This window comes from Sediminicoccus sp. BL-A-41-H5, assembly GCF_050632405.1.
In the GTDB taxonomy this organism is placed as follows: Bacteria; Pseudomonadota; Alphaproteobacteria; order Acetobacterales; family Acetobacteraceae; genus Roseococcus.
The window spans coordinates 3,736,790-3,761,542 of record NZ_CP192601.1 but is presented as its reverse complement, the minus strand read 5'-3'; the positions used below and the strand labels follow the sequence as shown (position 1 = coordinate 3,761,542).

General features: G+C 69.9%; 26 protein-coding genes and 1 tRNA gene. 11 read left to right on the top strand and 16 right to left on the bottom strand.

All coding sequences use genetic code 11. From position 1 onward, the window contains the following. Positions 1–2: 2 nt before the first annotated feature. The 9 genes from ntrB to ACQ860_RS18390 all read right to left on the bottom strand — a co-directional run bounded on the left by ntrB (position 3) and on the right by ACQ860_RS18390 (position 8,545). Complete coding sequence (ntrB, locus tag ACQ860_RS18430) at positions 3–878, bottom strand: nitrate ABC transporter permease (protein ID WP_431304794.1); 876 nt, start codon at positions 876–878, stop codon at positions 3–5. 3 nt (positions 879–881) lie between these two features. After that, on the bottom strand, positions 882–2,147 hold the full coding sequence (locus tag ACQ860_RS18425; protein ID WP_431304793.1) for a CmpA/NrtA family ABC transporter substrate-binding protein: 1,266 nt from the start codon (positions 2,145–2,147) through the stop codon (positions 882–884). Continuing rightward, positions 2,144–3,160 carry a CmpA/NrtA family ABC transporter substrate-binding protein gene (locus tag ACQ860_RS18420; protein WP_431304792.1) on the bottom strand — a complete coding sequence of 339 codons (1,017 nt, stop codon included), beginning with the start codon at positions 3,158–3,160 and terminating at the stop codon, positions 2,144–2,146. The genes ACQ860_RS18425 and ACQ860_RS18420 overlap by 4 nt, the downstream gene beginning before the upstream one ends. Before the next feature lie 168 nt (positions 3,161–3,328). Then, positions 3,329–3,892: an ANTAR domain-containing response regulator gene (locus ACQ860_RS18415; RefSeq protein ID WP_431305779.1), complete on the bottom strand. Its 564-nt coding sequence runs from the start codon at positions 3,890–3,892 to the stop codon at positions 3,329–3,331. A 258-nt stretch (positions 3,893–4,150) separates the two neighbouring features. Beyond that, positions 4,151–5,116, bottom strand: coding sequence for a Bug family tripartite tricarboxylate transporter substrate binding protein (locus tag ACQ860_RS18410; protein WP_431304791.1), 966 nt, complete (start codon positions 5,114–5,116; stop codon positions 4,151–4,153). A gap of 6 nt (positions 5,117–5,122) precedes the next feature. Next, positions 5,123–6,385 carry an NAD(P)/FAD-dependent oxidoreductase gene (locus ACQ860_RS18405; RefSeq protein ID WP_431304790.1) on the bottom strand — a complete coding sequence of 421 codons (1,263 nt, stop codon included), beginning with the start codon at positions 6,383–6,385 and terminating at the stop codon, positions 5,123–5,125. A gap of 3 nt (positions 6,386–6,388) precedes the next feature. Beyond that, positions 6,389–7,123: an amino acid ABC transporter ATP-binding protein gene (locus ACQ860_RS18400; RefSeq protein WP_431304789.1), complete on the bottom strand. Its 735-nt coding sequence runs from the start codon at positions 7,121–7,123 to the stop codon at positions 6,389–6,391. After that, complete coding sequence (locus ACQ860_RS18395; protein ID WP_431304788.1) at positions 7,120–7,779, bottom strand: amino acid ABC transporter permease; 660 nt, start codon at positions 7,777–7,779, stop codon at positions 7,120–7,122. Before ACQ860_RS18395 ends, ACQ860_RS18400 begins: the two co-directional genes overlap by 4 nt. Before the next feature lie 7 nt (positions 7,780–7,786). Beyond that, the gene (locus ACQ860_RS18390; protein ID WP_431304787.1) at positions 7,787–8,545 is read right to left on the bottom strand and encodes an ABC transporter substrate-binding protein; all 759 of its coding nucleotides are present in this window, start codon (positions 8,543–8,545) and stop codon (positions 7,787–7,789) included. A 174-nt stretch (positions 8,546–8,719) separates the two neighbouring features. On the opposite strand from ACQ860_RS18390, the gene ACQ860_RS18385 reads away from it, so the two are divergent. From ACQ860_RS18385 to ACQ860_RS18345, 9 genes are read left to right on the top strand one after another with little or no spacing between them, the layout of a single operon-like run. Then, on the top strand, positions 8,720–10,429 hold the full coding sequence (locus ACQ860_RS18385; protein ID WP_431304786.1) for a tetratricopeptide repeat protein: 1,710 nt from the start codon (positions 8,720–8,722) through the stop codon (positions 10,427–10,429). A 1-nt stretch (position 10,430) separates the two neighbouring features. Then, on the top strand, positions 10,431–11,282 hold the full coding sequence (locus ACQ860_RS18380; RefSeq protein WP_431304785.1) for a 4-(cytidine 5'-diphospho)-2-C-methyl-D-erythritol kinase: 852 nt from the start codon (positions 10,431–10,433) through the stop codon (positions 11,280–11,282). A 50-nt stretch (positions 11,283–11,332) separates the two neighbouring features. After that, a complete protein-coding gene (locus ACQ860_RS18375; RefSeq protein ID WP_431304784.1) occupies positions 11,333–12,367 on the top strand; it encodes an extracellular solute-binding protein in 1,035 nt (344 codons plus the stop codon). Then, a complete protein-coding gene (locus ACQ860_RS18370; protein WP_431304783.1) occupies positions 12,367–13,227 on the top strand; it encodes an ABC transporter permease in 861 nt (286 codons plus the stop codon). The genes ACQ860_RS18375 and ACQ860_RS18370 overlap by 1 nt, the downstream gene beginning before the upstream one ends. After that, positions 13,220–14,020, top strand: coding sequence for an ABC transporter permease (locus ACQ860_RS18365; RefSeq protein ID WP_431304782.1), 801 nt, complete (start codon positions 13,220–13,222; stop codon positions 14,018–14,020). The genes ACQ860_RS18370 and ACQ860_RS18365 overlap by 8 nt, the downstream gene beginning before the upstream one ends. A 9-nt stretch (positions 14,021–14,029) precedes the next feature. Further along, positions 14,030–15,082 carry an ABC transporter ATP-binding protein gene (locus ACQ860_RS18360; protein WP_431304781.1) on the top strand — a complete coding sequence of 351 codons (1,053 nt, stop codon included), beginning with the start codon at positions 14,030–14,032 and terminating at the stop codon, positions 15,080–15,082. Next, positions 15,079–15,402, top strand: a complete 324-nt coding sequence (locus ACQ860_RS18355; protein WP_431304780.1) for a hypothetical protein — start codon at positions 15,079–15,081, stop codon at positions 15,400–15,402. Before ACQ860_RS18360 ends, ACQ860_RS18355 begins: the two co-directional genes overlap by 4 nt. Then, positions 15,392–15,682 (top strand): SH3-like domain-containing protein, encoded by a 291-nt coding sequence (locus tag ACQ860_RS18350; protein WP_431304779.1) that lies wholly within the window; start codon positions 15,392–15,394, stop codon positions 15,680–15,682. Before ACQ860_RS18355 ends, ACQ860_RS18350 begins: the two co-directional genes overlap by 11 nt. Further along, positions 15,679–16,335, top strand: a complete 657-nt coding sequence (locus tag ACQ860_RS18345; RefSeq protein ID WP_431304778.1) for a nitrile hydratase subunit alpha — start codon at positions 15,679–15,681, stop codon at positions 16,333–16,335. The genes ACQ860_RS18350 and ACQ860_RS18345 overlap by 4 nt, the downstream gene beginning before the upstream one ends. A 6-nt stretch (positions 16,336–16,341) precedes the next feature. Here ACQ860_RS18345 and ACQ860_RS18340 read toward each other — a convergent pair. From ACQ860_RS18340 to ACQ860_RS18325, 4 genes are all read right to left on the bottom strand, one after another. Beyond that, positions 16,342–16,416: transfer RNA gene (locus ACQ860_RS18340), tRNA-Gln, on the bottom strand. Between the two features lie 71 nt (positions 16,417–16,487). Continuing rightward, on the bottom strand, positions 16,488–17,462 hold the full coding sequence (locus ACQ860_RS18335) for a Bug family tripartite tricarboxylate transporter substrate binding protein (RefSeq protein ID WP_431304777.1): 975 nt from the start codon (positions 17,460–17,462) through the stop codon (positions 16,488–16,490). Continuing rightward, on the bottom strand, positions 17,459–18,829 hold the full coding sequence (locus tag ACQ860_RS18330) for an LLM class flavin-dependent oxidoreductase (protein WP_431304776.1): 1,371 nt from the start codon (positions 18,827–18,829) through the stop codon (positions 17,459–17,461). The genes ACQ860_RS18335 and ACQ860_RS18330 overlap by 4 nt, the downstream gene beginning before the upstream one ends. A gap of 12 nt (positions 18,830–18,841) precedes the next feature. After that, positions 18,842–20,248, bottom strand: coding sequence for an MmgE/PrpD family protein (locus ACQ860_RS18325; RefSeq protein ID WP_431304775.1), 1,407 nt, complete (start codon positions 20,246–20,248; stop codon positions 18,842–18,844). Between the two features lie 126 nt (positions 20,249–20,374). Between ACQ860_RS18325 and ACQ860_RS18320 the strand changes: the two genes are divergently transcribed. Beyond that, positions 20,375–21,268 (top strand): HpcH/HpaI aldolase/citrate lyase family protein, encoded by an 894-nt coding sequence (locus ACQ860_RS18320; protein WP_431304774.1) that lies wholly within the window; start codon positions 20,375–20,377, stop codon positions 21,266–21,268. Here ACQ860_RS18320 and ACQ860_RS18315 read toward each other — a convergent pair. The 3 genes from ACQ860_RS18315 to ACQ860_RS18305 form a co-directional block, all read right to left on the bottom strand. Continuing rightward, complete coding sequence (locus tag ACQ860_RS18315; RefSeq protein WP_431304773.1) at positions 21,252–21,995, bottom strand: GntR family transcriptional regulator; 744 nt, start codon at positions 21,993–21,995, stop codon at positions 21,252–21,254. The genes ACQ860_RS18320 and ACQ860_RS18315 overlap by 17 nt on opposite strands. Positions 21,996–22,056: 61 nt before the next feature. Continuing rightward, a complete protein-coding gene (locus ACQ860_RS18310) occupies positions 22,057–22,602 on the bottom strand; it encodes an isochorismatase family protein (protein WP_431304772.1) in 546 nt (181 codons plus the stop codon). Next, a complete protein-coding gene (locus ACQ860_RS18305) occupies positions 22,596–23,165 on the bottom strand; it encodes a TetR/AcrR family transcriptional regulator (RefSeq protein WP_431304771.1) in 570 nt (189 codons plus the stop codon). The genes ACQ860_RS18310 and ACQ860_RS18305 overlap by 7 nt, the downstream gene beginning before the upstream one ends. Before the next feature lie 57 nt (positions 23,166–23,222). Between ACQ860_RS18305 and ACQ860_RS18300 the strand changes: the two genes are divergently transcribed. Next, positions 23,223–24,752, top strand: a complete 1,530-nt coding sequence (locus ACQ860_RS18300; protein ID WP_431304770.1) for a 4-hydroxyphenylacetate 3-hydroxylase family protein — start codon at positions 23,223–23,225, stop codon at positions 24,750–24,752. The last annotated feature ends 1 nt before the right edge of the window (position 24,753 follow it).

Sequence of the window (24,753 nt, the reverse complement as noted above, 5' to 3'; positions counted from 1 at the left end):
CCTCACTGTTCCGTGGTGCCGCGCGTCACCGCGCGGCCGGCGAAGGCCATGATCCGGTCCAGCACGAAGCCGACGAGCCCGACATAGATCAGCGCCACGATGATGTCCGAGAGGTTGGAGCTGTTCCACGCATCCCAGATGAAGAAGCCGATGCCGACACCGCCGATCAGCATCTCGGCCGCGATGATGGCGAGCCAGGAGAGACCGACGCCGATGCGCAGCCCCGTGAAGATGTAGGGGGCGGCGGCCGGCACCACGATGCGCAGGAACCACTCATGCGGGCGCAGGCGGATGACGCGCGCCACATTGCGGTAATCCGCCGGCACGTTCCGCACACCCACCGCCGTGTTGATGATGATGGGCCAGACCGCGGTGATGAAGATCACGAAGATCGCGGAAGGCTGCGCCTCGCGGAAGGCGGCAAGCGAGAGCGGCAGCCAGGCCAGCGGGGGGACGGTGCGCAGCACCTGGAAGATCGGATCGAGCCCGCGCATGGCGAGCTTCGAGGAACCCACCAGCATGCCGAGACCCACACCGGCGACGACGGCCAGCGCAAAGCCCAGCGCCACGCGCTGCAGGCTGGCGGCCAGATGCAGGCCGAGGCCCTTGTCCAGCCCGCCACGATCATAGAACGGGTTGAGGATCAGCTCCCGCGCGTCGGACCAGACGCGCGAGGGCGGCGGCAGCGTGGCGCCGGGGCCCGAGCAGAGCCATTCCCAGAGCAGGAAGAGCCCGGCGACAACCAGCAGCGGCGGGATCACCACCCCCAGCGTCTCGCTCGCGCGGCGCATCAGGGCGGAGGCTTTCGGCGCGGGCGCCGCGGCCGGGGTGGCGAGCGGCGCGGTGGCGGTGACGGGCGGGGGCGTGATCGCGTTCATGGGTCAGGCCGCCGAGAGCTTCTTGATGGAGAGCGAGGCCAGGTAGGCCGCCGGGTTCTCGGGGTCGAAGACCTTGCCGTCGAAGAAGGTCTCCCGCCCGCGCGAGGTGCCGCTGGGCGTCTCGGCATGGGGCACGCCGGCGCGGGCGGCGGCGGCGCGCCAGATATCCTCGCGGTTCACCTGGGCGATGAGCGGCGCCGTCTCCAGCCCTTCAGGCAGGATGCCCCAGCGCTGGTTCTCGGTGAGGAACCAGAGGTCGTGGCTGCGGAAGGGGTAGCTGGCGTGGTCGCGCCAGAACTTCATCGTCAGGTCGAGGTTCGTGGTGGTGCGGCCATCGCCGTAATCCACCTCGCCGCGCATGCGGCCGATGATGTCCGCCACCGGCACGTTGAACCAGGCGCGGCGGCCCAGGATCTCGCACATCTCCTGCTTGTTGGCGGGCGTGTCGCACCAGCGCGCGGCCTCGATCACGGCGGCCGTCAGCGCCTCTGTCGCGCGGGGGTTCTGCTGCACGAAATCGGCGCGGAGCGCCAGGCACTTCTCCGGATGGTCCTTCCAGAACTCGCCGGTCACGATGGCCGTGTAGCCCAGGCGCTGTGTGACGAGCTGCGCGTTCCAGGGCTCGCCCACGCAGAAGGCATCCATGGTGCCGACGCGCATGTTGGCCACCATTTGCGGCGGGGGCACGACGATGGTCGAGACGTCGCGCTCCGGATCAATGCCGGCGGCGGCGAGCCAGTAGCGGATGAACATGTCATGCGTGCCGCCGCGGAAGGTCATGGCGACCTTGCTGTCGCTGTTCAGCGCACGGCGCAGCGGCGAGGCATCGAGCCGCGCGCCCAGCTGCATGTGCTTGGCGGCGACGCTGATCGCCTGGCCATTGGTGTTGAGACGCGCCAGCAGCGCCATGGGCACCGGCTGGTTGTTCTGCACGATGCGCCCCATGTGGATGAGGTAGGCCATGGGTGTGAGCAGATGCGCGCCGTCAATGCCGCCGCGTCCGCCGCCCAGCACCAGATTGTCACGCGTCGCACCCCAGCTCGCCTGACGGTTCACCTCCACCTCGGGCATGCCATGCTTGGCGAAGAAGCCCTTCTCCCGCGCAATGATGAGCGGCGCGGCGTCGGTCAGCGCGATGAAGCCGAAGACGGCCCGGCGCACCTCCGGCGTGGTGCTGCCCTGGGCGTGCACGCCCGGGGCGCCCACGGCTTTCGCGGCGGCGAGGAGGGCGGCGGTGCCGGCGACGGCGTTGCGGCGAGAGAGGCTCATGCGTGGGTCTCCAGGAGGGGTTCGGGTTCGTTCAGGCGGGCGGCGGCGTCGCGCCACAGCCCGTCATGGAAGGGGGCCAGGGCCTGGGCATCGGGAACGCTCTCCGGCATGTGCCCGGCCTCGCGCATCGCGCTGAGCCAGAGTGCGGCTTCCTCGCGGCGCGGCAGGGTGGCGGTGCGGAAGCGGATGCGGTGCGTCGCGTCGAAGGCGCTTTCGATGGTGGCGGGGCTGAGCTGCCAGAGCGCGCGGCCGGCCATGATGGAGATGGCCTCCACGCGGTTGGCGGGATCGTCCAGCCAGCGCGCGGCGGCGATGACGGCGGCCGTGGCCGCCACCGCCTGCTCGCGATGCGTGGAGAGATATTCGGTGCTGAAGGCGAAGAGCTTCTCGGGGTGCTCGGGCCAGATCTCCGCCGTGCCGGCGACGACCTGGCCCGCCCCCATCGCCTCGGCCGCCGCCCCCCAGGGCGCACCGACGCAGAAACCATCAATCTCGCCGGCAGCGAGGCGCGCGGCCATGCGGGGCGGCGGCACGGCGGTGAAGCGGACGTGGCGCTCGGGGTCCACGCCCTGCGCCATGAGCCAGCGGCGCAGCAGGTAGTTGTGCGAGGAGAAGGGGAAGACGACGGCGAGCGTGGCCGGCCCGCGGCGGGCCTTCAGCTTGGCCGCGAGGTCGCCCCCCGCCAGTTCGTTCGACAGCGTGATGCCGTTGCCGTTGCGCGAGAGGCCGCAGGCCACCTGAAGCCGCGCTTCGACGCCGCCAAGCCCGGCGGCCAGCGCGATGGGCATCGGCGCCAGCAGATGCGCGCCGTCCAGCGCGGAGAAGGCGAGCTTGTCCCGGATCGCGGCCCAGGAGCCCTCGGGCGAGAGCGCCACACGCAGGCCGACCGCCTCGAAAAGGCCCAGCGCCTCCGCCACCAGCAGGGGCGCGGCGTCGAAGAGCGGCACGAAGCCCAGGCGCATGACGCGGGCGGCGGGGCGGATGCGGGGGGAGGCGACGCCGAACGGGGGCAAGCGGGTGATCCACGCATCGGGCGGACCGTCATGGGCCACCGGGAGGAGGGTCGGGCTTGCCTGGGATGCGCCATTGCACCCCGCCCGTGAGGAGGCTCGTATCCGGGGCACGGGCGGGGCGCAAGCAGAAAAATGCACGCCATTTAGGCGAAATGAATCAAACGGCCTCTATTCGATTCGAATTGCTGGTTTTTTGTTCAAATAGGCCGCTGCCATGGGTCCGAGCTTCAGTCGCCTCTCCATGGCCATGCGCTGCAGGCGCCGATGCGCCTCGGGCTCCGAGAGGCCCTCATCCCGCATCAGGCGGCGCTTGGCGGCGGCGATCTGGTCGCGCTCCTCCAGCGTGGCGCGCGCCTCGGCCAACTGGGCGCGCAGCGCCTCATGCGCGCGGAAGCGGCGGATCGCGACCTCCAGCACCGGCCGCACCCGGGCGGGCGCCAAGCCCTCGACGACATAGGCGGCGACACCGGCCTCCAGCGCCGCCTCGATCTGCTCGGGCGCGCCGCGTTCGGCGAAGAGGACGACGGGGCGGGGCTCGTCGCGGTTCAGGGCGCGCATGGATTCGAGGGCATCGCGCGAGGGGTCGTCCAGGTCGCAGACGATGACATCGGCCTGGCTGGCGCGCACGCGCGCGGTCAGGTCGGCCACGTCGGGCGCGATCGCCACCACGACACAACCCGCCGCCTCCAGGCCCAGGCGCACCGCTTCCGCGCGCTCGGCCTCGCCATCCACCAACAAGACCCGCAGCGCACATGCCCCCTGATCCGGGCCGCGCTGGCGTATTCCCCGCACCCTCCATGCCATGAATGGGGCGGGCGGGAAAAGACGGGAAGGTTTCGGCTTCCGTTTTTGGTATTATTTTCCTATCATTCGACCGTGACCCAAACCCCCGCCCGCGCCATCCCCCTGCCGACCAGGCCGGGGGCGAGAGGGAATTTGTCCGAAACCGGGGTTGGGCGAGAAAACGGGGAATGGCGGTTTCCCGCCGGGCTACTCCACCGTGATGCGCGCCTCGCGCACCACGCGGCCCCATTTTTCCGACTCGCGCGCGATGAAGGTGCCCGCCTCCTCCGGCGTGCTCACCTCCGGGTCCACGCCGGCGCCCGTCATGCGCTGAATGGCGACGGGGTTGGCGAGGGCCGCGCGGAGCGCCTCCGAGAGACGGAGCACGGCGGCGGGCGGCGTGCCGGCGGTGGTCATCACCGCCCCCCAGGAGGTGGCGGTGGCCTGGGGGTAGCCCTGCTCGGCCAGCGTCGGCACGTCAGGCATCAGCGGATGCCGGCGCGGGCCGGTGGCGGCCAAGGCGCGCAGCCGCCCCTCACGCACCGGGCCGACCGTGGCCGCGATCTGCACCAGCATCATCTGGATGGTGCCCGACATGAGATCCGCCATCGCGCCGCCCGAGCCGCGATAGGGCACGTGCAGCAGGTCAATGCCCGCGGCCAGGCGGAACAGCTCGGCCGCCGTATGGGTCGAGGCGCCATGGCCGGAAGAACCGAAGGAAAGCTGCCCCGGCCGCGCCTTGGCCAGCGCCACGAATTCCGCGAGATCCCGCACCGGCAGCGAGGGCGGCACCACGATCACCATGTCGCTGGTATAGGCCATGCCGACGGGCGCCAGGTCGCGCGCCGGGTTGAAGCCCATGTTGCGGTAGATGTGGATGTTGGTGCTGAGCAGGCCGGTCACGCCCATCAGCAGCGTGTGCCCGTCGGGCGCCGCGCGCGCCACCATCTCGCCGCCGATATTCCCGCCCGAGCCGCCGCGATTCTCGACGATGACGGGCTGGCCCAGCCGCTCGCCCATCGGCTCGGCGAGGATGCGCGCGGCCACATCCGTGCTGCCGCCGGCGACGAAGGGGACGATCATGCGGATGGGCCGCGTGGGCGACCAGGATTGCGCGAAAGCGGGCGTGGCGAAGGGTGTGGCGAGAAGCGCGCGGCGCAGCATGTCACGCATGGCCGGTCACAGCCCCAGCCGGTCGCGCAGCCGGCCTTCCATCACCTTGGCCGCCACGCCGATGCGCCAGAAGCGGTGGAAGGCGATGGGGCGGATGGGCGTGACCGGCATGTCCACCCGCTCGCCCAGGATCCGCCGCGCCAATTGGCGGCCCATGGCAGTGCCCATCGCCACGCCGCGGCCATTGTAGCCCAGGCCCGCCAGCAGCCTGGGCGCGGGTTCGTGCAGATGCGGGTAGTGGTCCTTGGTCATCGCGAGCTGCCCGTTCCAGCCATGCGTCCAGGCGACACCCCTGATCTCGGGCCAGAGGCGCTCGGCATAGTCCTTCAGATACTGGATGGGCTGCGTGTCGGTGATTGGGCGCTGCGGGCCGCGGCCGCCCATCAGCAGGCGGTTCTTCTGGTCCAGCCGGTAATAGACGGTGATGTTCCCAGCGTCGTAGAGCGAGGCGCGCAGCGGCATGATCTTCCGCGCCACCGCCTCATCCAGCGGCGCGGTCGCGGCGATGGAGCTGAAGACCGGCACGACGCTCTGCCTGAGGCCGGGCCAGAGATCGCCCGTGTAGCCATTGGTGGCGAGCACCACATGCGCGGCCGTCACGCTGCCGTTTGGCGTGGTCACGCGCCATGCGTCGCCGGCCTGCGCCAGCGCCGTCGCCGGCGTTCCACCATGCACGCGCGCGCCGGCCTGCATCGCGGCCCGCGCGAGGCCCCGCGCATAGGAAAGCGGCTGCACATCGCCGCCCCGCCGGTCGAGCATCGCGCCCGCATAGCGGCTGGTGCCGGTGAGCTTCGCGATGGCATCGGCATCCAGATATTCCACCGGCCAGCCGCGCCTCGCGCATTGCTCGGCGGTGCGGCGAACCGCCTCGGCATTATTGGCGTCAATGGCGGCGCGGATCGTGCCCTCCTGCCGCGCCTCGCACTGGATCTGGTGGCGGCGGATCAGCTCGAACACCGCATCCGGCGCGCCGTAGGAGAGCTCCAGCATGCGCCCGCCGAGGTCCTCGCCGTGATCGGCGATCACCTGGTCCGGGTCGGGCTTCAGGCCGGGATTCACCTGACCGCCATTGCGGCCCGAGGCACCCCAGCCGGGCTCCTCCGCCTCGATCAGGATCACGTCCCGACCGGCTTCCGCGAGATGCAGCGCGCAGGAGAGGCCGGTGAAGCCGCCGCCGATGACGCAGACTTCCGCGCGTGTCTCGCGCGTGAGCGGCGGCGTGGGCATCGCGGGGATGGCGGTCTCGGCATAGAGGCTCGGCGGAAGCATGGGCTACTCCAGGGGGCGCAGTACGCGGCGCAGGAAATCCTGCGTGCGCGGCTCGCGCGGCGCGGTCAGCAGTTCGGCGGGCGGGCCTTCCTCGACGACGCGGCCCTTGTCCATGAAGACCACGTGGTCCGCCACCTCGCGCGCGAAGCCCATCTCGTGGGTCACGACGGCCATGGTCATGCCCTCGCGCGCGAGGTCGCGCATCACGGTCAGAACCTCGCCCACCAGCTCGGGGTCCAGCGCGCTGGTGGGCTCGTCGAAGAGCACGGCCTTGGGCCGCATGGCGAGCGCGCGGGCGATGGCGACGCGCTGCTGCTGCCCGCCCGAAAGCTGCGAGGGGTAGGAGCTCTCCTTGCCCGTGAGCCCGACGCGCGCCAGCAATTCACGCGCATGGCGTTCGGCCGAGGCGCGGTCTTCGCCAGCCGCAAAGATCGGGCCCTCGGTCACGTTCTCCAGCGCGGTGCGGTGGGGAAAGAGGTTGAAGCGCTGGAACACCATCGTCACCTGCTGGCGCGTGGCGCGGATCTCGGGGCTGTTGCGATCGACGCGCCGGCCCAGCACGCGCACCTCGCCCCCCTCATAGGATTCGAGGCCGTTCACGCAGCGCAGCAGCGTGGACTTGCCCGAGCCCGAGGGGCCGATGATGCAGACCACCTGACCCTGGCGGATGCTCAATGAGATCCCGTCCAGCACCCGGTTCGTGCCGAAGGATTTCTGCAGGCGCTCGATTTCGATCATCGGCGGCCGAACCGCTTTTCAAGCCGCGCCACCAGGATGATGAGCGGAATGGAGAGGCAGAGATACAGGATCGCCGCCATGGTCCAGACCTCCTGGTTCTTGAAGGTGGAGGAGGCGATGAGCCGCGCCTGCGTCGAGAGCTCGGCCACGGTGATGACGCTGGCCTGGGAGCTGTCCTTCAGCAGCATGATGAGGTTGTTGCCATAGGGCGGCAGCACGATGCGCACCGCCTGCGGCAGCACCACGCGCGTGAGGATGCGCGCGCGGCTCATCCCCAGGCTTTCCGCCGCCTCGATCGTGCCGGCATCCACGGCGAGGATGCCCGCGCGGAACACCTCGCCCATATAGGCGGAGTAGGCGACGCCGAGGCCGATGACGCCGGCCTGGAAGGCGTTGAGGTCCACGCCGAGCTCCGGCAGCACGAAGTAGATGTAGAAGAGCTGCACCAGGATCGGGATGCCGCGGATCGTGTTGGTGAAGATCATCGCCGGCCATTCCAGCCAGCGCTTCCCCGAAGTGCGCATCAGGGCCCAGACGATGCCGAGCGCGGTTGAGAGCAGCAGCGCGCAGAGGGTGACGGCGATCGTCACCCACACGCCCTGCAGCAGGATGGGCAGGAATTGCTGCCCGTCCTTGAGAAAGCCCGACCAGGTCAAGCGCCGCTCACGCGGCCGAGGGCGGCAGGTTCCACTTGGTGACCAGCGCGGTGAAGGCGCCATCGGCCTTCATGCTGGCCAGGCCCGCATTGATCCGCGCCATCACGGGGTCGCCCTTGCGGGTGCCGATGGCGATGCTGCCGACGATGGAGGGGCGATAGTCCGGCAGCAGCCGGACCCCGCGGAAGGTGCCCTGCGCGATCTGGTAGGAGACGATGGGCGCATCGCCGAAGCCCGCCGCGATGCGGCCGAGCGAAACGTCGCGCATGATGTCCGCCACGCTGTCATAGGTGCGGACATCGAGGCCGGCGGCGCGCAGCGGCTCAATATAGACGGTGCCGATCTGCGCGCCGGCCGAGACGCCGCGCATGTCGGCCAGGGTCCGCCAGGGGCGCTGCTCGCCCTCGCGCACCGCCACACCTTCCCCATAGGCGTAGACGGGATCGGAGAAGTCGATCTGCTCGCGCCGCGCGGGCGTGGCCAGCATCGCGGCCGCAATGAGGTCGATGCGCGAGGAGGTGAGGGAGGCGATGAGCGCCGCGAAGGGCGTGGCCTGCACATCCACGGCGAAGCTCTGGCGGCGGCCGATCTCGGTGATCAGCTCCACCATGAAGCCCGTGATGGTGTTGCGGCTGGTGTCGAGGAAGGTGAAGGGGATGCCGGTCGGCGTGGAGCCGACCTTGAGTGTCTGGCCCTGCGCCAGCGCGCTGCCCCCGGAGAGCGCGAGCGCGGCCCCTCCCCCCAGAACATGACGGCGGTTGAACATGCCGGTCTCTCCTTCTTGGCCTTGCCTGGACGCGATGAGGGCACGGCTGGGCGCCGGGTTCAAGCGCCCCCCTGGCGGGCGACCGATGCGGAAAAGCCACATTGTGGCGCACAACTGTGGGGAACAGACCACGCCCCATGGTGCGGAGGCCCCCCGCATGCCTACATACAGCGCATGCGCGAGAGACGCCTGTCCCCCCGGCTCATGCTCCTGGGCCTGACCTTGCTTGCCGCCTGCGCGGCGGGCGGGCCCAATGTCGTGGACAGTGCCGGGCGCTCGGCGCCGAGCCGGGGCGAGATCGCGGCCAGCGGCACCGTCTTCGGCAATTACCTGGTGGGCCGTTTCGCGGGCGAGGAACTGGACACGAAGGTGGCCGCCGACAGCCTGCTCGCCGCGCTGCGCGCCGACCCTGACCAGCCGGACCTGATCCACCGCGCCTTCATCGCCTCGCTCATGGATGGCCGCCCGGACGCGCTGCGACTGGCGCGGCGCCTGCCGGACAATGCCTCGGCGCAGCTTGTGTTGCTGGGGGCCGATGTCGCGGCCGGGCGTTGGGCGGGGGCCGAGGCGCGGGCGCGCAACCTGCATCGCCAGGGGCCGATCGCGGCCTTGCAGCCCGTGCTGCTGGCCTGGAGCCAGGCCGGGCGCGGCCAGACCGACCAGGCGCTGGCCACGCTCCGCCCGCTGGCCGAGCAGGGCCGCTTCCGCGCGCTGAACGCACTGCACGGCGCGCTGATCGCCGATGCCGCCAACCGCCCGCGCGAGGCCGAGCGCTTCGTGCGCCTCGCCTTGGCCGACCAGCCCGAGCCGACGCTGCGCCTCGCCATGCTCTCGGCCGGCATCCTGGAGCGCGCCGGCCGCCCGGCCGAGGCCGCGCGGCTGCTCGATCAGATCGCCGGCTCCAATGACGAGCTGGCCCTGGCCGTGCTGCCGCCCGCGCGGCGGCTCGTGCTGACCCAGCGCGCGATCGAGGGCCCGGCGGATGGCATCGCCGAGGCCTATGTGGCGCTTGGCAGCGCGCTGCGCGGCCAGGGGCTGGAGGAAATGGCGACGCTGATGGCGCGCCTGGCCCTCCGCCTGCGCCCGAATTTCGCGCCCGCCCTGCTGCTGCTGGCCGACACCCTGGCAGAGGGCGAACGCCTGGAAGCGGCGCGCGAGACGCTGCTGCTGGTGCCCGAGGGGGATCCGCTCTCCGGCCCCGCCCAGCTGCGTCAGGCCGGCCTGCTCGACCGGCTCGGCCGCTCGGACGAGGCCGAGGCGCTGCTGCGCCGCCAGGCCGAGGCGCTGCCCGGCGTGCCGCAGCCGCTGACCCGCCTGGGCGACCTGCAACGCCGGCGCGGCCGCTTCGCGGAAGCGGTGCTCGCCTATGACGGCGCCATCGCCCGCAGCCAGCCCATCCGCCCGGCCGACTGGCCGCTCTTCTATGCGCGCGGCATCGCGCGGGAGCGTTCGGGCAACTGGCCGGGCGCCGAGGCGGATTTCCTCCAGGCCCTCGCGCTCTCGCCCGAGCAGCCCTTCGTGCTGAACTACCTCGCCTACACCTGGGCCGACATGGGCGTGAACCTGGAGCGTGCGAAGACGATGCTGGAAGAGGCCGCCGCGCAGCGCCCGCAGGATGGCAACATCGCCGACAGCCTGGGCTGGGTGCTGTTCCGCATGGGACAGATCCCGGCCGCCATCGCGCAACTGGAGCGCGCGGTGGAGCTGGAGCCGCGCAACGCCACCATCAATGACCACCTGGGCGACGTGTACTGGGCCGCCGGGCGCGAGCGCGAGGCGCGCTTCCAATGGCAGCGCGCGCTCACCATGGACCCGGAGCCCGCCGAGGCGCAGCGCCTGCGCATGAAGCTCGACAGCGGCCTGCCACGGCCCGCGCGGCGCTGACATGACCGCGCTGGAGGAGGCCGCCCCGGCCAAGGTGAATCTGTTCCTGCACGTCACCGGCCGCCGCGCCGATGGCTACCACCTGCTGGACAGCCTCGCCGTCTTCGGGCCGGCCGCCGACCGCCTCACCGCCACCCCGGCTGAGGCGTTGAGCCTGACACTGGCCGGCCCCTTCGGCGAAAGTCTGGCCACCGAGCCTGACAACCTCGTGCTGCGCGCCGCCCGCGCGCTGGCGGCGGAGGCGGGCGTGACCGCCGGCGCGGCGCTGCATCTGGAGAAGCATCTGCCGGTGGCGTCCGGCATCGGCGGCGGCTCGGCCGATGCGGCGGCGGCGCTTCGACTGCTCAACCGTCTCTGGCGTTGCGGATTGGACGAAGCGGCGCTGGCACGGCTTGCCGCGCCTCTGGGTGCGGACATCCCGGTCTGCGTCGCCTCGCGCCCCGCCCGCATGCAAGGCATCGGCGAGGTGATCAGCGTGGCACCGGACCTGCCGGAATGCGGGCTGCTGCTGGTCAATCCCCGCGTGCCGGTGGCGACACCCGCCGTATTCCGCGCGCGCCAGGGGGGATTCTCGCCGCCCGCCGCGCTGCCGGATTGCTGGGCGGATGCCGCCGCGATGGCGGCCAAGCTTGCGCGCCTGACCAATGACCTGGAAGCGCCCGCCCTCTCCCTCTGCCCCGTGATCGGCGAGGTGCTCGACGCGCTGCGCGCCGCGCCCGGCTGCCTGCTGGCACGGATGAGCGGCTCGGGTGCCACCTGTTTCGGCATCTTCGCCACGCCGGCCGGGGCCGCTGCCGCGGCGCGCGCCATGCCCCCGGCGTGGTGGGCGGCGGGCGGCGCCCTGCTCCCTTGACGGGCGCGTAACTTCCGCGACAGCTTGTCCGGACATCGAAGGAGCCCGTCATGATCGCCTCCCGCCGGACCTTTCTCACCGCCAGCGCGCTTTGCGCCCCCTGGGTCACCAGCCGCGCGCAATCCGGCGGCACGCTGACCGTGGTGCTGAACCAGGGCCTGCTGGCCCGCCTCTGGATCGACGAACTCCACCCGGTCTTCGAGCGGGAGACGGGCGCCCGCATCAACGTGCAGCAATCGGTCACGGCCAACATGCTGGCCATGCTGCGCACCCAGCGCGACAACCCGCCGGACCTCATGCAGTTCTCGGAAGCCGGCGTCTTCGCCGCGGCGCAAGCGGGCCTGCTGCGCCCGCACAACCCGGCCAACATCCCCAACTGGGCCTCGCTGCGGGACGCCTTCAAGCTGGCCGACAACTACTCGGCCGGCGTCATCGATGCGGTGCACACGCTTTACTACAACACCCGCGCGCAGACGACGCAGCCCACCGCCTGGGCGCAGCTCTGGGATCCGTCGTCCCGCCGGCGCGTCGCCATCCCGCCCATCACCTGGAACAGCGGCGTGCGCATGGTGACGACGGCGGCGCAGATCGCCACCGGCAAGCCCTTCGCCGAGGCGCAGCGGGACCTGGATGCCGGCATCCGCCACCTGGCGCGGCTGAAGGAGAACGGCGCCATCGCCTATACCGGCGCGCCGCAGGCCATCCAGATGCTGCAATCGGGCCAGATCCCGCTCGTGCCCTTCTACGGCATCTTCATCAACCCGATCATCGAGCAGGGTGCCCCCATCAAGCCCGCCGTGCCGCTGACCGAGGGCATCCATGGCGAGATCGTCGGCCTCAACATGCCGGTGAATGCACGCAACGTGGAACTGGCCGAGCGCTACGTGAACATGAGCCTCTCGCGCGAGTTCCAGAGCAAGATCGACAGCGTGCTGCACTCGCGCGCGGCCAACAAGGATGTGAACCCCTCGCCCCGCACGCTGGAGCTGCTGGGCCCACCGGACAACATCCTCTACGCCGACTGGCGCTTCCTCTCGGAGCAGCGCGGCCGCCTCACCGATGCCTGGAACAACGTGTTCGGCTGATGCAGGGCGCCTCCCCGCGCCTCACCGGGTTCCTGCTGCTGGCGCCCGCGCTGGTGTTCCTCGCGGCCTTCTACCTGGTGCCGCTCGGCTTCATGGTGGAGGAGAGCCTGCGTTCGGCACCAAGCGACATGGACCCGCGCGCAGGGCTGCACCTCTTCCAGTATGACCGCGTCTGGAATTCCGGCCGTTCCTGGCGCGCGTTGGAGCGGACGGTGCGCATCTCCGCGATCTCGACGCTGCTGACGCTGCTCATCGCCTATCCCATCGCGCTGTTCCTGTTCCAGGTCCGGGCCTTCTGGCGCACGGCGATCCTGATCACGATCTTCGTCTCGCTCGCCTCCAGCCTGATCGTGCGCAACTATGGCTGGCTGGTGACGCTGGCCGATGCGGGGCCGGTCAACCAGCTTCTTCTGGCGCTCGGCCTGACCGAGGAGCCGCTGCGGCTGGTCTATAGCGAAGGTGCGACCATCGTGGCGCTGGTGCATTACGCGCTGCCCTTCATGATCCTGCCCATCTATGGCGCGCTCACCCGCATCCCGCCCTCCTTCGTGGAGGCCGCGCAGTCGCTCGGCGCCGGGCCCTGGCGCGCGCTGTTCGGCACGGTGCTGCCGCTTTCCATGCCGGGCATCTTTGGCGGCACCACCCTCACCTTCGCCATCTGCATGAGCGCCTTCGTCACCCCCCTCATGCTCGGCTCGCCCGCCACCGCCATGATCAGCCAGGTCGCGGCCGAGCAGTTCCTGGTGCAGCTGAACTTCCCCTTCGGCGCGGCGATGATCGTGGCGCTGACGCTGGTCACCTTCGCGATCCTGCTCACCTATACGCTCATCATCCGCCTGGTGTTCCGCCACCATGCCTGAGGCCAGGGGCTTCCGCGCGGTGGTGGCGGTGCTGGCCTGGCTCGGCCTCGCCTTCCTGATCTTTCCCGTGGTCTTCACCGGCGTCGTCGCCTTCGGCGGCTCGATCTTCATCGAATTCCCGCCGCAAAGCCTCTCGCTGCGCTGGTTCGAGAATATCGGGCGGATCAACCGCATCTGGGACGCGACGATCACCAGCCTCTATATCGGCCTGATCACCGCCGCCCTCGCCACCGCCATGGGCGCGGCGGCGGCCTTGGCCCTGGTACGCAGCCCGCTGCCGGGCAAGGCGATGCTCACCTCGCTGCTCCTCTCCCCCATCGCGCTGCCCATCGTCGCCATCGGCATCGCGCTGATCCAGTTCTTCATCCTGCTCGGCATGGCCTTCACCTGGTGGAGCCTGGTCATCGGCCACCTCGTGCTCGTCATCGCCTATCCGGTGCGGACGGTGGCCGCGGCCCTCACCCTCTCCAACCCCTCGCTGGAGGAGGCGGGCGCCTCGCTCGGCGCCTCGCCCTGGCAGGTCTTCCGCACAGTGACACTGCCGCAGATGGCGCCGGGGCTGGTGAGCGGCTTCCTCTTCGCCTTCCTCATCAGCTTCGACAACTACCCGATCAGCGTCTTCCTGGTGCGCGGCGAGCTGACGACGCTGCCGATCGAGCTGTTCAACTACATCAGCCAGAACCTCGACCCGACGCCGGCCGCCTTCTCCTCCGCCTATGTCGCGGTCGTCGCCCTGCTCATCCTGCTGGCGGAGCGGCGCTGGCGCATCATCTCCCTCTCCATCCCCCGCTGAGGAGACCGCATGGCCCGGCTTGAGCTCGATCGCGTGGAGGTGACGCTCGGTGGCAACCGCATCCTGCACGGCGTCAGCCTCGATGTGGCCGATGGCGAATGCGTGGCGCTGCTCGGCCCCTCGGGCTGCGGCAAGACGACGACCTTGCGCGCCATCGCAGGCTTCACGCCGGTGAGCGCAGGGGAGATCCGCATCGCCGGCCGCTCCGTGCTCGGCCTGCCGCCGCACAGGCGCAACCTGGGCCTCGTCTTCCAGGATTACGCGCTCTTCCCGCACATGACGGTGGCGCAGAACATCGGCTACGGGCTGCGCATGCGGGGCCAGGACCGTGCCGCCATCGCGAAACAGGTGGCGGAAGCCCTGGCGCTGGTGCGCCTGAGCGACATGGCCGAGCGCTACCCCGCCCGCCTCTCCGGCGGTCAGCGGCAGCGCGTGGCGCTGGCCCGCGCGCTGGTCATCAAGCCCGACATCCTGCTGCTGGACGAACCACTGGGCGCGCTGGACCGCAAGCTGCGCGACGCGATGCAGGTGGAGCTGAAGCGCATCCATCGGGAAGTGGGGGTGACCACCATCATCGTGACGCATGACCAGGAGGAGGCACTCTCCCTCGCCGATCGCGTCGCCGTGATGTTCGCGGGCGACATCTGCGAGGTGGAGCGCCCGGCGACGCTCTACGCCCGCCCCAAGAGCCGCGCGGTCATGGATTTCCTGGGCGAGGCGAACCTCATCCCGGCCGAGGTCACGGCGGAGGGCACGTTGCGCATGCCCGGTGGCGCCGAGATTTCCCATGGCGGCGGCAACCGCGGCCCGGTGCGCCTGGGCATCCGGCCGGAGCACATGGCGATCCTGCGCGAGGAAGCGTCCGGCAGCATCCCCGCGCGCGTGACGGAGATCGTCTTCAAGGGCGCGCATGCCTCGCTCTATGCCGAGGGGCCGGCGGGCCTGGCCCTCTCGGCCAGCCTCCCACTCTCCGCGCTGGCGGCGCCGCCCGCCATCGGCGAGACTGTGCATCTGCGCCCCGACCCGGCGCATCTCATCCTGTTCGAGGAGGACCCGGCATGACCAGTGAGCGTGCCATGCATGACATCGGTGGCCTCGACCTCGGTCCGATTGATCGCACCGAGCATCCGCGCACCCTCTACGAACTGCGCGTGGACGCCATGCTGATGCTGCTGACCGGCCCGGCCTGCGGCGCCTTCAAGACGGATGCACTGCGCCGCGCCATCGAGGAATTCTCGCAGGACGACTACGACCACCTGCCCTATTACGACCGCTGGCTGCAAGCCATCACCAATCTGCTCGTCGAGCAGCAGGTGCTGAATCGGGACGAGATCGAGGCGCGCGTGGCCGCCATCACGCGGGAGCTGGCCGATGCCGCATGAGCCACGCTATGCGCCAGGCACGCCGGTCCGCGTCGCCGACCGACCAGTCACCGGTCATTGCCGCACGCCCTATTATCTGCGCGGTCAGCGCGGCGTCGTGCTGGAATATGCCGGGCGCTTCCATGATCCGTCACAGCTGGCACAGCATCGGCCCGGCCTGCCGAAACTGTTCCTCTACCGCGTCCGCTTCCCGCATCTGACGCCCGACGGCCAGCCGACGCGGGATGAGATCGAGGCCGACATCTACGAGGATTGGCTGGAAAGCGAGGCCGCCGCATGAGCACGCCGCATCATCATCACGACCATGATCATCACGACCATGATCACGACCACGCGCCGATCGAGGATGGCGAGGGCCCGCCCGGCCCCTTCCAGATCCTGGAGCGCGCGGTGCGCGAATTGCTCATCGAGAAGGGCATCCTCACCGCCGAGCAGATCACCCGCCAGATCGAGCTGCAGGAGGGGCGCACGCCCGAGCTCGGCGCCAGCGTCATCGCCAGGGCCTGGACCGACCCGGAGTTCCACGCCGAGCTGAAGCGCGATGCGCGGGCCGCCGTGGCCAGGCTCGGCATCACCATCCCCGACGCGCCGGAGCTGATCGCGCTCGAGAACGAGGAAGGCGTTCACCATGTCATCGCCTGCACCCTCTGCTCCTGCTATCCGCGCATGCTGCTGGGCGTGCCGCCCGCCTGGTACAAGAGCAAGGCGTACCGTTCGCGCGTGGTGCGCGACCCGCGCGGCGTGCTGGCGGAATTCGGGCTGACCCTGCCGGAGGAGACGCGCATCCGCGTGGTGGATAGCACGGCCGACCTGCGCTACCTCGTCATCCCCCGCCGTCCTGCCGGCACGGAGGGCTGGGACGAGGCGCGGCTGGCGAAGCTGGTGACGCGCGATTCGATGATCGGCACCGCGGTCGCGCTTGATCCGGAATAGGGAAGCTGGTTGGGGTGCTAGGATTCGAACCTAGGAATGGCGGTACCAAAAACCGCTGCCTTACCACTTGGCTACACCCCAGCCGTGCCGCCGTTTAGCGAGGCCCGGAGGGGTCCGTAAAGCCCCCCTCCGCGTTTCATCACTCAGCGTCGTCAGATGCGGATATTCGCCTCCCGCACCAGCTGCTGCCAGCGGCCGAGATCGGTGCGCAGGATATCCGCCAGCCGCTCCGGCCCGCCCGGTGGTGCCGCCTCGACGTTCTGCGTGGCGAGGCGCCGCACGAAGGCGGGGTCGGCCAGCAATTCGTTGAAAATGCGGTTCCAGTAGAGCGTGACGGCGGGCGGCGTGCCGGCTGGCCCGAACAGCCCGGCCCAGGCGAGGCTCTGGAAATCCACCACCTCCGGCACGCCCGATTCGCGCATGCTCGGCACGTTGGGCAGGATGGGCGAGCGCGACTGCGCCAGCACCGCCAGCGCCTTCACGCGGCCACCCACCACCTGCGGCTGGGCACTCGTCATCGCGTCGATCATGAAGTGCACGCGCCCCACAGAGAGATCGAGCAGCGCCTGCGCCGAGCCGCGATAGGGCACCTGCTCCATCGGCACGCGTGCAAGGCGGGAGAACATCTCCGTCGTCAGATGCCCCGCCGTGCCCATGCCGGGATTGGCCGCGATGTAGCGCCCGGGATTGGCCCGCATCAGGGCCACCAGCTCGGCAAGGTTATTGGCCGGCAGGTCGGGCGGCACCACGATCAGGAAGCCCGTCCAGCCGATGAGCGACATGGGCGTGAGGTCGCGCAGCACGTCGAAGGGCAGGTTGGGTGTCACCGCCGGGTTCACCGCGACGGGCGAGTTGCTCGTCAGCAGCAGCGTATGCCCGTCAGGCGGCGCGCTGGTCACGGCCTGGACGCCGATCGCGCCCGTGGCCCCGGCCCGGTTGTCCACGACGATCTGCACATTGTGGCGCGTCTGCATTTCCTCCGTCAGCACGCGGGCGATCAGGTCGCTCATGTTGCCGGGCGGAAAGGGGACGATGATGCGAACGGGACGCGATGGGTAGGCCTGCGCGAAGGCCGGCGGGGCGAGCGCCAGCGCGGGTGTGGCAAGCAGGTGGCGGCGTTGGATCATGCGGCGGGGTTCCTTTGCCAGTCGAAGGGAGCGGCGCGCGGCAGCCCGAGATTCTCGCGCAGCGTGGTGCCGGCGAATTCCCGCCGGAACACGCCGCGGCGCTGGAGTTCCGGCACGACGAGGCGCACGAAATCCTCATAGGCGCCCGGCATATGCGTGGCGGCCAGCACGAAGCCGTCGCAGGCCTCGCTCTCGAACCATTCCTGCATCTCATCCGCGATGGATTGCGGGGTGCCGGTGAAGCAGGGGAATTCACGGATGGTGCCGCGGCCGCTGATCTCGACGAAGTCGCGCAGCGTCGGGTTCTGCTTGCCGGAGGTGCTCACCACCCGGTCGCGGATCGCCTGCAATCCCTTGATGCCGGCCAGCTCCTCGTCGGTGAAGGCTTCATCCATGCCCTTGCTGGCGAAGTCGTAGTTCAGCACCTCGGAGAGCAGCGCGAGCCCGTCCACCGGCTTGGCCAGGCCCTCGATCAGCGCGCGCTTCTCGGCCGCTTCATCCTTGCTGTTGCCGATGATGGCATAGACCGCGGGGCAGACCCGCACCTTGGCCGGATCCCGGCCCGAGGCCGCGACCTGCGCCTTGAACTCGGCATAGACCTTCTGCCCCGCCTTGAGGTTCGGGTAGAGCACGAAGATGAGGTCCCCCCAATTGGCGGCGAAGGCCTTGCCACGCCCGCTCTGCCCGGCCTGGATCAGCACCGGCCTGCCCTGCGGCGTGCGGGGGACGGTGAAGGTGCCCTCGCTCTTGTACCAGCGCCCCTGGTGGTTCAGGCGCCGCACCTTGGTCGGGTCGGCGAAGATGCCCGAGGCGCGGTCATTGATGATCGCGTCATCGCCCCAGGCGTCCCAGTGGCTGAGGACGATCTCCATGAACTCGTCCGCGCGGTCGTAGCGCAGATCATGCTCGGGATGTTCGGCACGGCCCATGTTGTGCGCCTCGCTGTCGTTCAGCGAGGTGACGACATTCCAGGCGACGCGCCCGCCCAGCATGTGGTCGAGCGTCGCGAAGACGCGGGCCACATGGTAGGGCTCGTAATAGGTGGTGGAATAGGTTGCGCCGAGGCCGAGCTTTTCGGTGGCGAGACCCATCGCCGTCAGGATCGAGATCAGGTCCAGCTTGACCACGCGGATGCCGTTCTGCATCGCCTGCGCATGGTCCCGCCCGAGGATGTCGGGCAGAGCCAGGCGGTCATCGAAGAAGGCCATGTGGAAGCGGCCATCCTCCAGGTTGCGGGCGATGCGCTGGTAGTATTTCGGCGAGAGGAAATCCTGCATCGTCTCCGGGTGCCGCCAGGACCCCGGATAGTTCGAGCAGTTCTGCGCCTGCAGAAAGGCGACCATGGCCATTTCGCCGCGTCGTGACATCACTTCGTTTCCTCAACCGTTGAGCGCTTCCGTGAGCGCCATCACATCCGACGCCGCATCGAGGCGCATGACAAGATCAAGAATGTGCCGCGCCTTCGCCGCCGAGAATTGCCGCCCGGCATTCTCCATGAACTTCCGTTCGACATCGGCCATGGTGAGCGGATTGCCGTCCGAGCCGCGGTTCATCTCCTCGCGGTGGCGCAGCACGCGGCCATCCGTGGTCTCGATGACCAGTTCACCACCATAGTAGCGCGGGAAGTTCAGCGTGGCGTCGGTCTCGTAGCTGGTGCGGGCGCAGAGGGCCAAGGCGCGAGGATCGCGGATCATCTCCTCCTCCAGCTCGTCGAGCGAGAGGCGGCCGCGCAGCAGGCAGGAGGCGACGGCGTAATGCACGCTGAACTGCGCGTCATAGGAATTGGCCGGCTGCTTCTTCGCCGCCTCCGGCTCGCACACCACCTTCACCTGGCCCGGATGGATGCGGACCGTGATGTGCCTGATCTCCTCCGGCCGCAGCCCGTGCGCGGCGCGCAGCGCCAGCGCCGCATCGGCGAACACGTGGTTGAAGTGGCAGCAGGGATAGGGTTTCAGCGCGTTGTTCCGCATCTCCCACAGCTCGCCCAGGCGCTCGGTGCAGCGCGAGAGATCGGCCGGCGATTTCTCCTGCAGGTGGCTGCGGAACAGGCCGAATCGTCCCTCATAGGCGGCGGGCGGCGCCTTGAAGCCATTGCGCGCCAGCGCTGTCGCCGTGATGGCAGCGAAGCCCGCCCAGCCCGGATGGATGCGCTTGGTCCAGGAGCCATCCTCCAGGAATTCGAGCGAGCCCGCGGCCATCGAAAGCAGGATGCCCTGCGCCGCGCCGATCTGCGCGGGCGTGGCGCCGGCGAGCCGCCCCGCCGTCAGTGCGCAGCCGAAGGCGCCGACCATGCCGGTCGGGTGGAAGCCCACCTGGTGGAAGCCGCCCTGCGCGGCCGCGCCGATGCGCGAGGCGGCCTCGACGCCCAGGATATAGGCGGCCAGCGCCTCCGCCCCGCTCGCCCCATGCTCGCGCGCCATGTGCAGCGCGGTCGGCACCGTGCTGGCGGAGGCATGCACGATCGCGTCCGAATGGGTGTCGTCATAATCGAGACCGTGGACGAGCGAGCCGTTCATCATCACCGCATCGCGGAGCGGCAGCCGGTAGGGCATGCCGATCACCGGATGGCTGCCCTGGCCCGCAATGCCGTGGATCGCCCCGATGGTGCGCCTCGCATAGTCGAAGCCCGAGGCCGCGACGGCGATGCCCAGGCTGTCCAGCATGTGACGCTTCGCCTGGTCCATCACATCGGCGGGAATGTCTTCCACGCGCAGGCTCGTGGCAAATGTGCCCAGCTCCAAGGAAATGGGTGTGCGCGTGGCGAGCTCGGTGGGCAGGCTGTCCATGGCGTGTGTCTCCCTTTTCGGAAGGATGGGCATGTCCGGCTGAGCCTGTCAAACATACGGACAAATCCATCTGGACGCGGCCCGACGCGCCCCCTATCAGCGAAGCTCCATCGTAGGAGACGCCGCATGACCGCCCCGAACCGTACCTTCCTCTTCGCCCCAGGCGACCATGCCCGCCGCGCCGAGAAGGTGCTGACCGCGGGCGCCGATGCCTGCATTCTCGACCTCGAGGACGCGGTGGCGATCTCGGCCAAGGTGGCCGCCCGTGCGCTTGTGAACGCGGCGCTCGAACGCCCGCGCACCTGCCGTGGCTTCGTGCGCGTCAACGCCTTCGACACGGAGTTCTGCCCAGGCGACATCCAGGCCGTGATCGGCCCGCGGCTCGACGGCCTGGTGCTGCCAAAGCTGGAGGACCCTGCCCAGCTCATCGCCGTGGATTGGCTGATCTCCGCCTTGGAGCGCCAGCTCGGCCTGCCCCATCGCGGCATCGAGGTGATGCCCATCATCGAGACGGCGCGCGGCATGGCGGGGCTTGGCGCACTGACGACCTGCGCGGCTTCTCTTGGCGGCCGCGTGAAGCGCTTCAGCTTCGGCGCGGGCGACTACACGCTCGACCTCGGCATCACCTGGGACCTGGCGGAGACGGTGCTGGAAGGGGCGCGCGAGAAGATGGTGCTGCACAGCCGCGCCGCCGGTCTGGAAGCGCCCATTGATACCGTCTGGATCGAGCTGCGCGAGATGGAGGCCTTCGCCGCGTCCTGCGCGCGGGGCGTGTCACTGGGCTTCCAGGGGAAGCTCTGCATTCATCCGGACCAAGTGCCGGTCGCGAATGCCGCCTATTCGCCGCCCGAGGCCGAGGTGGCGCGCGCGCGGCGCATCATCGCCGCCTTCGCGGAGGCCGAGGCGCAGGGCCTGGCCTCCATTCAGGTGGAGGGCCGCTTCGTGGACTACCCGATCGTCGACCGCGCCCAGCGCATCGTGGCGCTGGCCGAGCGGATCGGCCTCACACCTCGCGCCTGAGCGTCGCGCGATAGGTGAAGCGCGGCGCCGGATGGCAGCCCTCCGAGACCTCGAAGACGCGGCCATTCTGGTCCAGGTAGCGCCGGCGGATCATCAGCGCCGGCGCGCCGGGCTCCACCTCCAGCAGCGCGGCCTGCGCCTCGGGCACGCCGCCGGCCGAGAGATCCACCTCGACCGAGGAGAGCTGCAGCCCGAAGCGGCGCTCGATCAGCGCATAGACCGAGACGGGCTGCTGGCCGATCTCCTCGATCACTGCGGCGTATTCGGTGGGGATGTGGATGGTCGTGAAGGCGATGGGCGCGGTGGTGAGCCGGACGCGGCGGATTCCCTCAACGCGCAGCCAGGCTTCGCCCACAGGCACACCAGGCACTTCGCCCGCCGGCACCTCGCGGGCGCGCAGCACGGTGAGGCGCGTCTCCTCCGGGTATTGCAGCAGCCCGCCCATGCTGGTCAGGTCCTGCACGAAGCGGCCGCGATTCTCCTGCGCGATCACCGTGGTGCCGCTGCCCTGACGGCGCGCGACCAGACCCGCCTCCTCCACCAGGCGCAGCGCCTCGCGGATGGTGTGGCGCGAGGCGCCGTAGAGCGCGCAGAGTTCCGTCTCGGTGGGCAGCATGCTGCCGATGGCATGCTGGCCGCCGCGGATCTGCGCGAGCAGCTCGTCGCTGATCTGACGGTACCGCGGGCGCGGATCGGCGCCGGAATTCGTGATGTCGCGCCGGCTCACGCCGTCGCCCCTGGTTGTGTCGCCCTTGGTCACGGCGCCCCCCGATTGCATTCCGCTCTAGTTACCCGGGGTCCTTCACCAATGCCAGCAGGGAACGCCAGCGCGGGTCCGTCGCGTCCTCGGCCCATTCGAAGCCGGCCATCTCGGTGGTGATGATCTCCGCCCCAGCGCGCGCCAGGCGGGCCAGCGCCGCCTCCTTGCTGATGCCACGGCGCGAGCCCATGGCGTCGCGCACAGCCCAGACGCGGCGGCCCAGCGTGCGGAGGCCGAGTGCCGTCTGCATCACGCAGACATGCGCCTCATAGCCGCAGATCACGACATCGGTGCGATCCGCCGGCAGGGCGTCGCGGAAGGCGGGTGTGCGGCAGGCGTCGAAGCTGGTCTTGTGGAAGGTGTTCTCGCTGAACGCGGCGAGCTCCGGCAGTAGCGGCCCGATGCGGTCCGGGCAATGCTCCGTCGCCCAGACAGGCACGCCGAAAAGCTTCGCGAGCTTGGCGAGGCGCGTCGCCTCGCGCAGCACAACCGGCCCGTCCTCGATGGCGGGGTGCAGCTTGCCCTGCAGATCCACGAGCAGCAGCAGCGAGGTCCGGCGGTCCAGCATCAGCATGGCATGCGCTCCAGCAGGCGTTGCATGAGCCCGCGTGCGGGCAGCCCAAACAAGCGCAAACGGCGGGTTTCGGAAAGCACCAGCAGCCCGACCGCCTGGGCGAAGATTTCCGCCACCAGCGCATCCGGCTCAGGCGCGGCTGTGGCGGCAGCTTCGCGGATGGGCGCCAGGGCCGCCAACAGCAGCGCGTTCAGCTCCGGGTCGACGCCCTGCCCCAGCCCGCGCGGCGCCGGGCCGCCGGGCCCAAGATAGAGGCCCAGCGCCAGCTCCTGGGGCCGAGCCGCATAGAAGTCGAACAGCGCCAGCGCGCCCTGGCGGAAGGCATCCGGCCCTCGCGCGGCCGCGGCGATGGCAGCCGTGAGATCGGCCAGCGAGGCCCGCAGCAACTCGGCATAGATCGCCTCGCGGCTGTCGAAGTGGAAGTAGAGCGCGGCGGGCGTATAGCCCGCCCGCGCGGCGATGGCGCGCAGGCTCGCCCCCTCCAGCCCCTGCTCGGCGAAGACCTCGCGCGCGGCATCCAGGATGCGCTGCCGGCCCAGTTCCTTCTTCGTCGCGATGCTCATTGACCCAGATAATCGAACAGCGTTAGATTTTTCGCAAGCACATAGGGAAACGCCACCATGCTGATGTCCGCCGAAGCCTATCGCGACTCCCTCCGCGCGCTCTCGCCGCGCGTCTTCGTCAATGGCCAGCAGGTGAAGAGCGTGGCCGACGAGCCGCTGCTCGCCCCAGGCATCAATGCCCTCGGCGTCACCTATGATTTCGCGCTCCGCCCGGAATACGAGAAGCGCATGGTCGCCACGCAGCAGGGCTCCGGCCGTGTCACCAACCGCATGCTGCATGTGAATGGCAGCACGGATGACCTGCTGACCAAGCTCGAGGCCGTGCGCCTGCTATGCCGCGAGTCCGGCTGCGCGCAGCGCTACCTCGCGCATGATGCGCTGAACGCGCTGCACCAGGGCACCAGGCGCGCCGATGACGAACATGGCGGCGAGCGCCATGACCGCTTCCTCGCTTATCTGGACGATGTCCAGGCGCGCGACCTCTCGCTCGGCATCGCCATGACGGATGCGAAGGGCGACCGCAGCAAGCGGCCCGGCCAGCAGGCCAATCGCGACGTGCATGTCCACATCAAGGAACGCCGTTCGGATGGCATCGTCATCCGCGGCACCAAGGCCATCGTCACCGGCGCGCCCTACATGCACGAATTCCTCGTCATGCCCTGCCGGACGATGACGCCGGAGGATGCCGATTTCGCCGTCTGCTGCGCCGTGCCGGTGGATGCCGAGGGCGTGACCATCGTCTCCCGCCCCGCCGGCCGCCCGGGCGAGGCCGCGGCCCGCTTCAGCAACAAGTACGGCCAGTCCACCGGCGTCGTCATGTTCGAGGATGTCTTCGTCCCCTGGGAGCGCGTCTTCTTCGCCGGAGAGACCGTCGAAGCCGGCTTCATGACGACCAGCTACGCCACGCATCACCGTCATTCCTGCATCGCCGCCCGCGCCGGCTTCGGCGATTTGCTGATCGGCGCGGGCGCGCTGATGATCGAGGCGAACGGCCTCGACACCGACCGCCACGCCCATGTGCGCGATGCGATGGTGGACCTGATCAAGATCGTCGAGGGCTTCTATGCCTGCGGCGTCGCCGCAAGCGTCTATGGCACGCGCGACCCCTCGGGCGCGGTGATGCCCGAGACGGTGTTCAGCAACATCGGCAAGCTGCTGCTGGCGACGCAGATCTACGACATGCACCGCCTCGCGCATTACGTCTCGGGCGGCCTGATCGTGGCGCTGCCCGGCCCGGATGAGGACCACAACCCGGAGACTGCGGCCTCGCTCTCCGCCGTGCTGGCCGGCCGGCCCGACATCCCGGCCGAGAAGCGCCTCGATGTGGCGCGCTTCATGGAGGACCTGACCGCCTCCAACCAGGGCGGCTGGTATTCCGTGATCTCGCTCCATGGCGGCGGCAGCCCGGAGGCGATGAAGCGCGAGATCTGGCGCAACTACCCGGTGGAGGAACGCAGCGCGCTGGTCGAGCGCCTGCTCGACCGCGGCATCCTGGACGAAGGCCAGCGCACCTCCAAGCAGCCCGGCCGTTGCTGCGAGACGGGCTGCGAACCACCCGCGCTGCCAGTGCGCAACGCGGCCGAATAGG

Coding starts and splice junctions, on each gene's coding strand:
- ntrB (WP_431304794.1), bottom strand. CDS start 878: ATGAACGCGATCACGCCCCCGCCCGTCACCGCCACCGCGCCGCTCGCC.
- ACQ860_RS18425 (WP_431304793.1), bottom strand. CDS start 2,147: ATGAGCCTCTCTCGCCGCAACGCCGTCGCCGGCACCGCCGCCCTCCTC.
- ACQ860_RS18410 (WP_431304791.1), bottom strand. CDS start 5,116: ATGCGTGACATGCTGCGCCGCGCGCTTCTCGCCACACCCTTCGCCACG.
- ACQ860_RS18405 (WP_431304790.1), bottom strand. CDS start 6,385: ATGCTTCCGCCGAGCCTCTATGCCGAGACCGCCATCCCCGCGATGCCC.
- ACQ860_RS18400 (WP_431304789.1), bottom strand. CDS start 7,123: ATGATCGAAATCGAGCGCCTGCAGAAATCCTTCGGCACGAACCGGGTG.
- ACQ860_RS18390 (WP_431304787.1), bottom strand. CDS start 8,545: ATGTTCAACCGCCGTCATGTTCTGGGGGGAGGGGCCGCGCTCGCGCTC.
- ACQ860_RS18385 (WP_431304786.1), top strand. CDS start 8,720: ATGCGCGAGAGACGCCTGTCCCCCCGGCTCATGCTCCTGGGCCTGACC.
- ACQ860_RS18380 (WP_431304785.1), top strand. CDS start 10,431: ATGACCGCGCTGGAGGAGGCCGCCCCGGCCAAGGTGAATCTGTTCCTG.
- ACQ860_RS18375 (WP_431304784.1), top strand. CDS start 11,333: ATGATCGCCTCCCGCCGGACCTTTCTCACCGCCAGCGCGCTTTGCGCC.
- ACQ860_RS18370 (WP_431304783.1), top strand. CDS start 12,367: ATGCAGGGCGCCTCCCCGCGCCTCACCGGGTTCCTGCTGCTGGCGCCC.
- ACQ860_RS18365 (WP_431304782.1), top strand. CDS start 13,220: ATGCCTGAGGCCAGGGGCTTCCGCGCGGTGGTGGCGGTGCTGGCCTGG.
- ACQ860_RS18360 (WP_431304781.1), top strand. CDS start 14,030: ATGGCCCGGCTTGAGCTCGATCGCGTGGAGGTGACGCTCGGTGGCAAC.
- ACQ860_RS18355 (WP_431304780.1), top strand. CDS start 15,079: ATGACCAGTGAGCGTGCCATGCATGACATCGGTGGCCTCGACCTCGGT.
- ACQ860_RS18350 (WP_431304779.1), top strand. CDS start 15,392: ATGCCGCATGAGCCACGCTATGCGCCAGGCACGCCGGTCCGCGTCGCC.
- ACQ860_RS18345 (WP_431304778.1), top strand. CDS start 15,679: ATGAGCACGCCGCATCATCATCACGACCATGATCATCACGACCATGAT.
- ACQ860_RS18335 (WP_431304777.1), bottom strand. CDS start 17,462: ATGATCCAACGCCGCCACCTGCTTGCCACACCCGCGCTGGCGCTCGCC.
- ACQ860_RS18330 (WP_431304776.1), bottom strand. CDS start 18,829: ATGTCACGACGCGGCGAAATGGCCATGGTCGCCTTTCTGCAGGCGCAG.
- ACQ860_RS18325 (WP_431304775.1), bottom strand. CDS start 20,248: ATGGACAGCCTGCCCACCGAGCTCGCCACGCGCACACCCATTTCCTTG.
- ACQ860_RS18320 (WP_431304774.1), top strand. CDS start 20,375: ATGACCGCCCCGAACCGTACCTTCCTCTTCGCCCCAGGCGACCATGCC.
- ACQ860_RS18310 (WP_431304772.1), bottom strand. CDS start 22,602: ATGCTGATGCTGGACCGCCGGACCTCGCTGCTGCTGCTCGTGGATCTG.
- ACQ860_RS18305 (WP_431304771.1), bottom strand. CDS start 23,165: ATGAGCATCGCGACGAAGAAGGAACTGGGCCGGCAGCGCATCCTGGAT.
- ACQ860_RS18300 (WP_431304770.1), top strand. CDS start 23,223: ATGCTGATGTCCGCCGAAGCCTATCGCGACTCCCTCCGCGCGCTCTCG.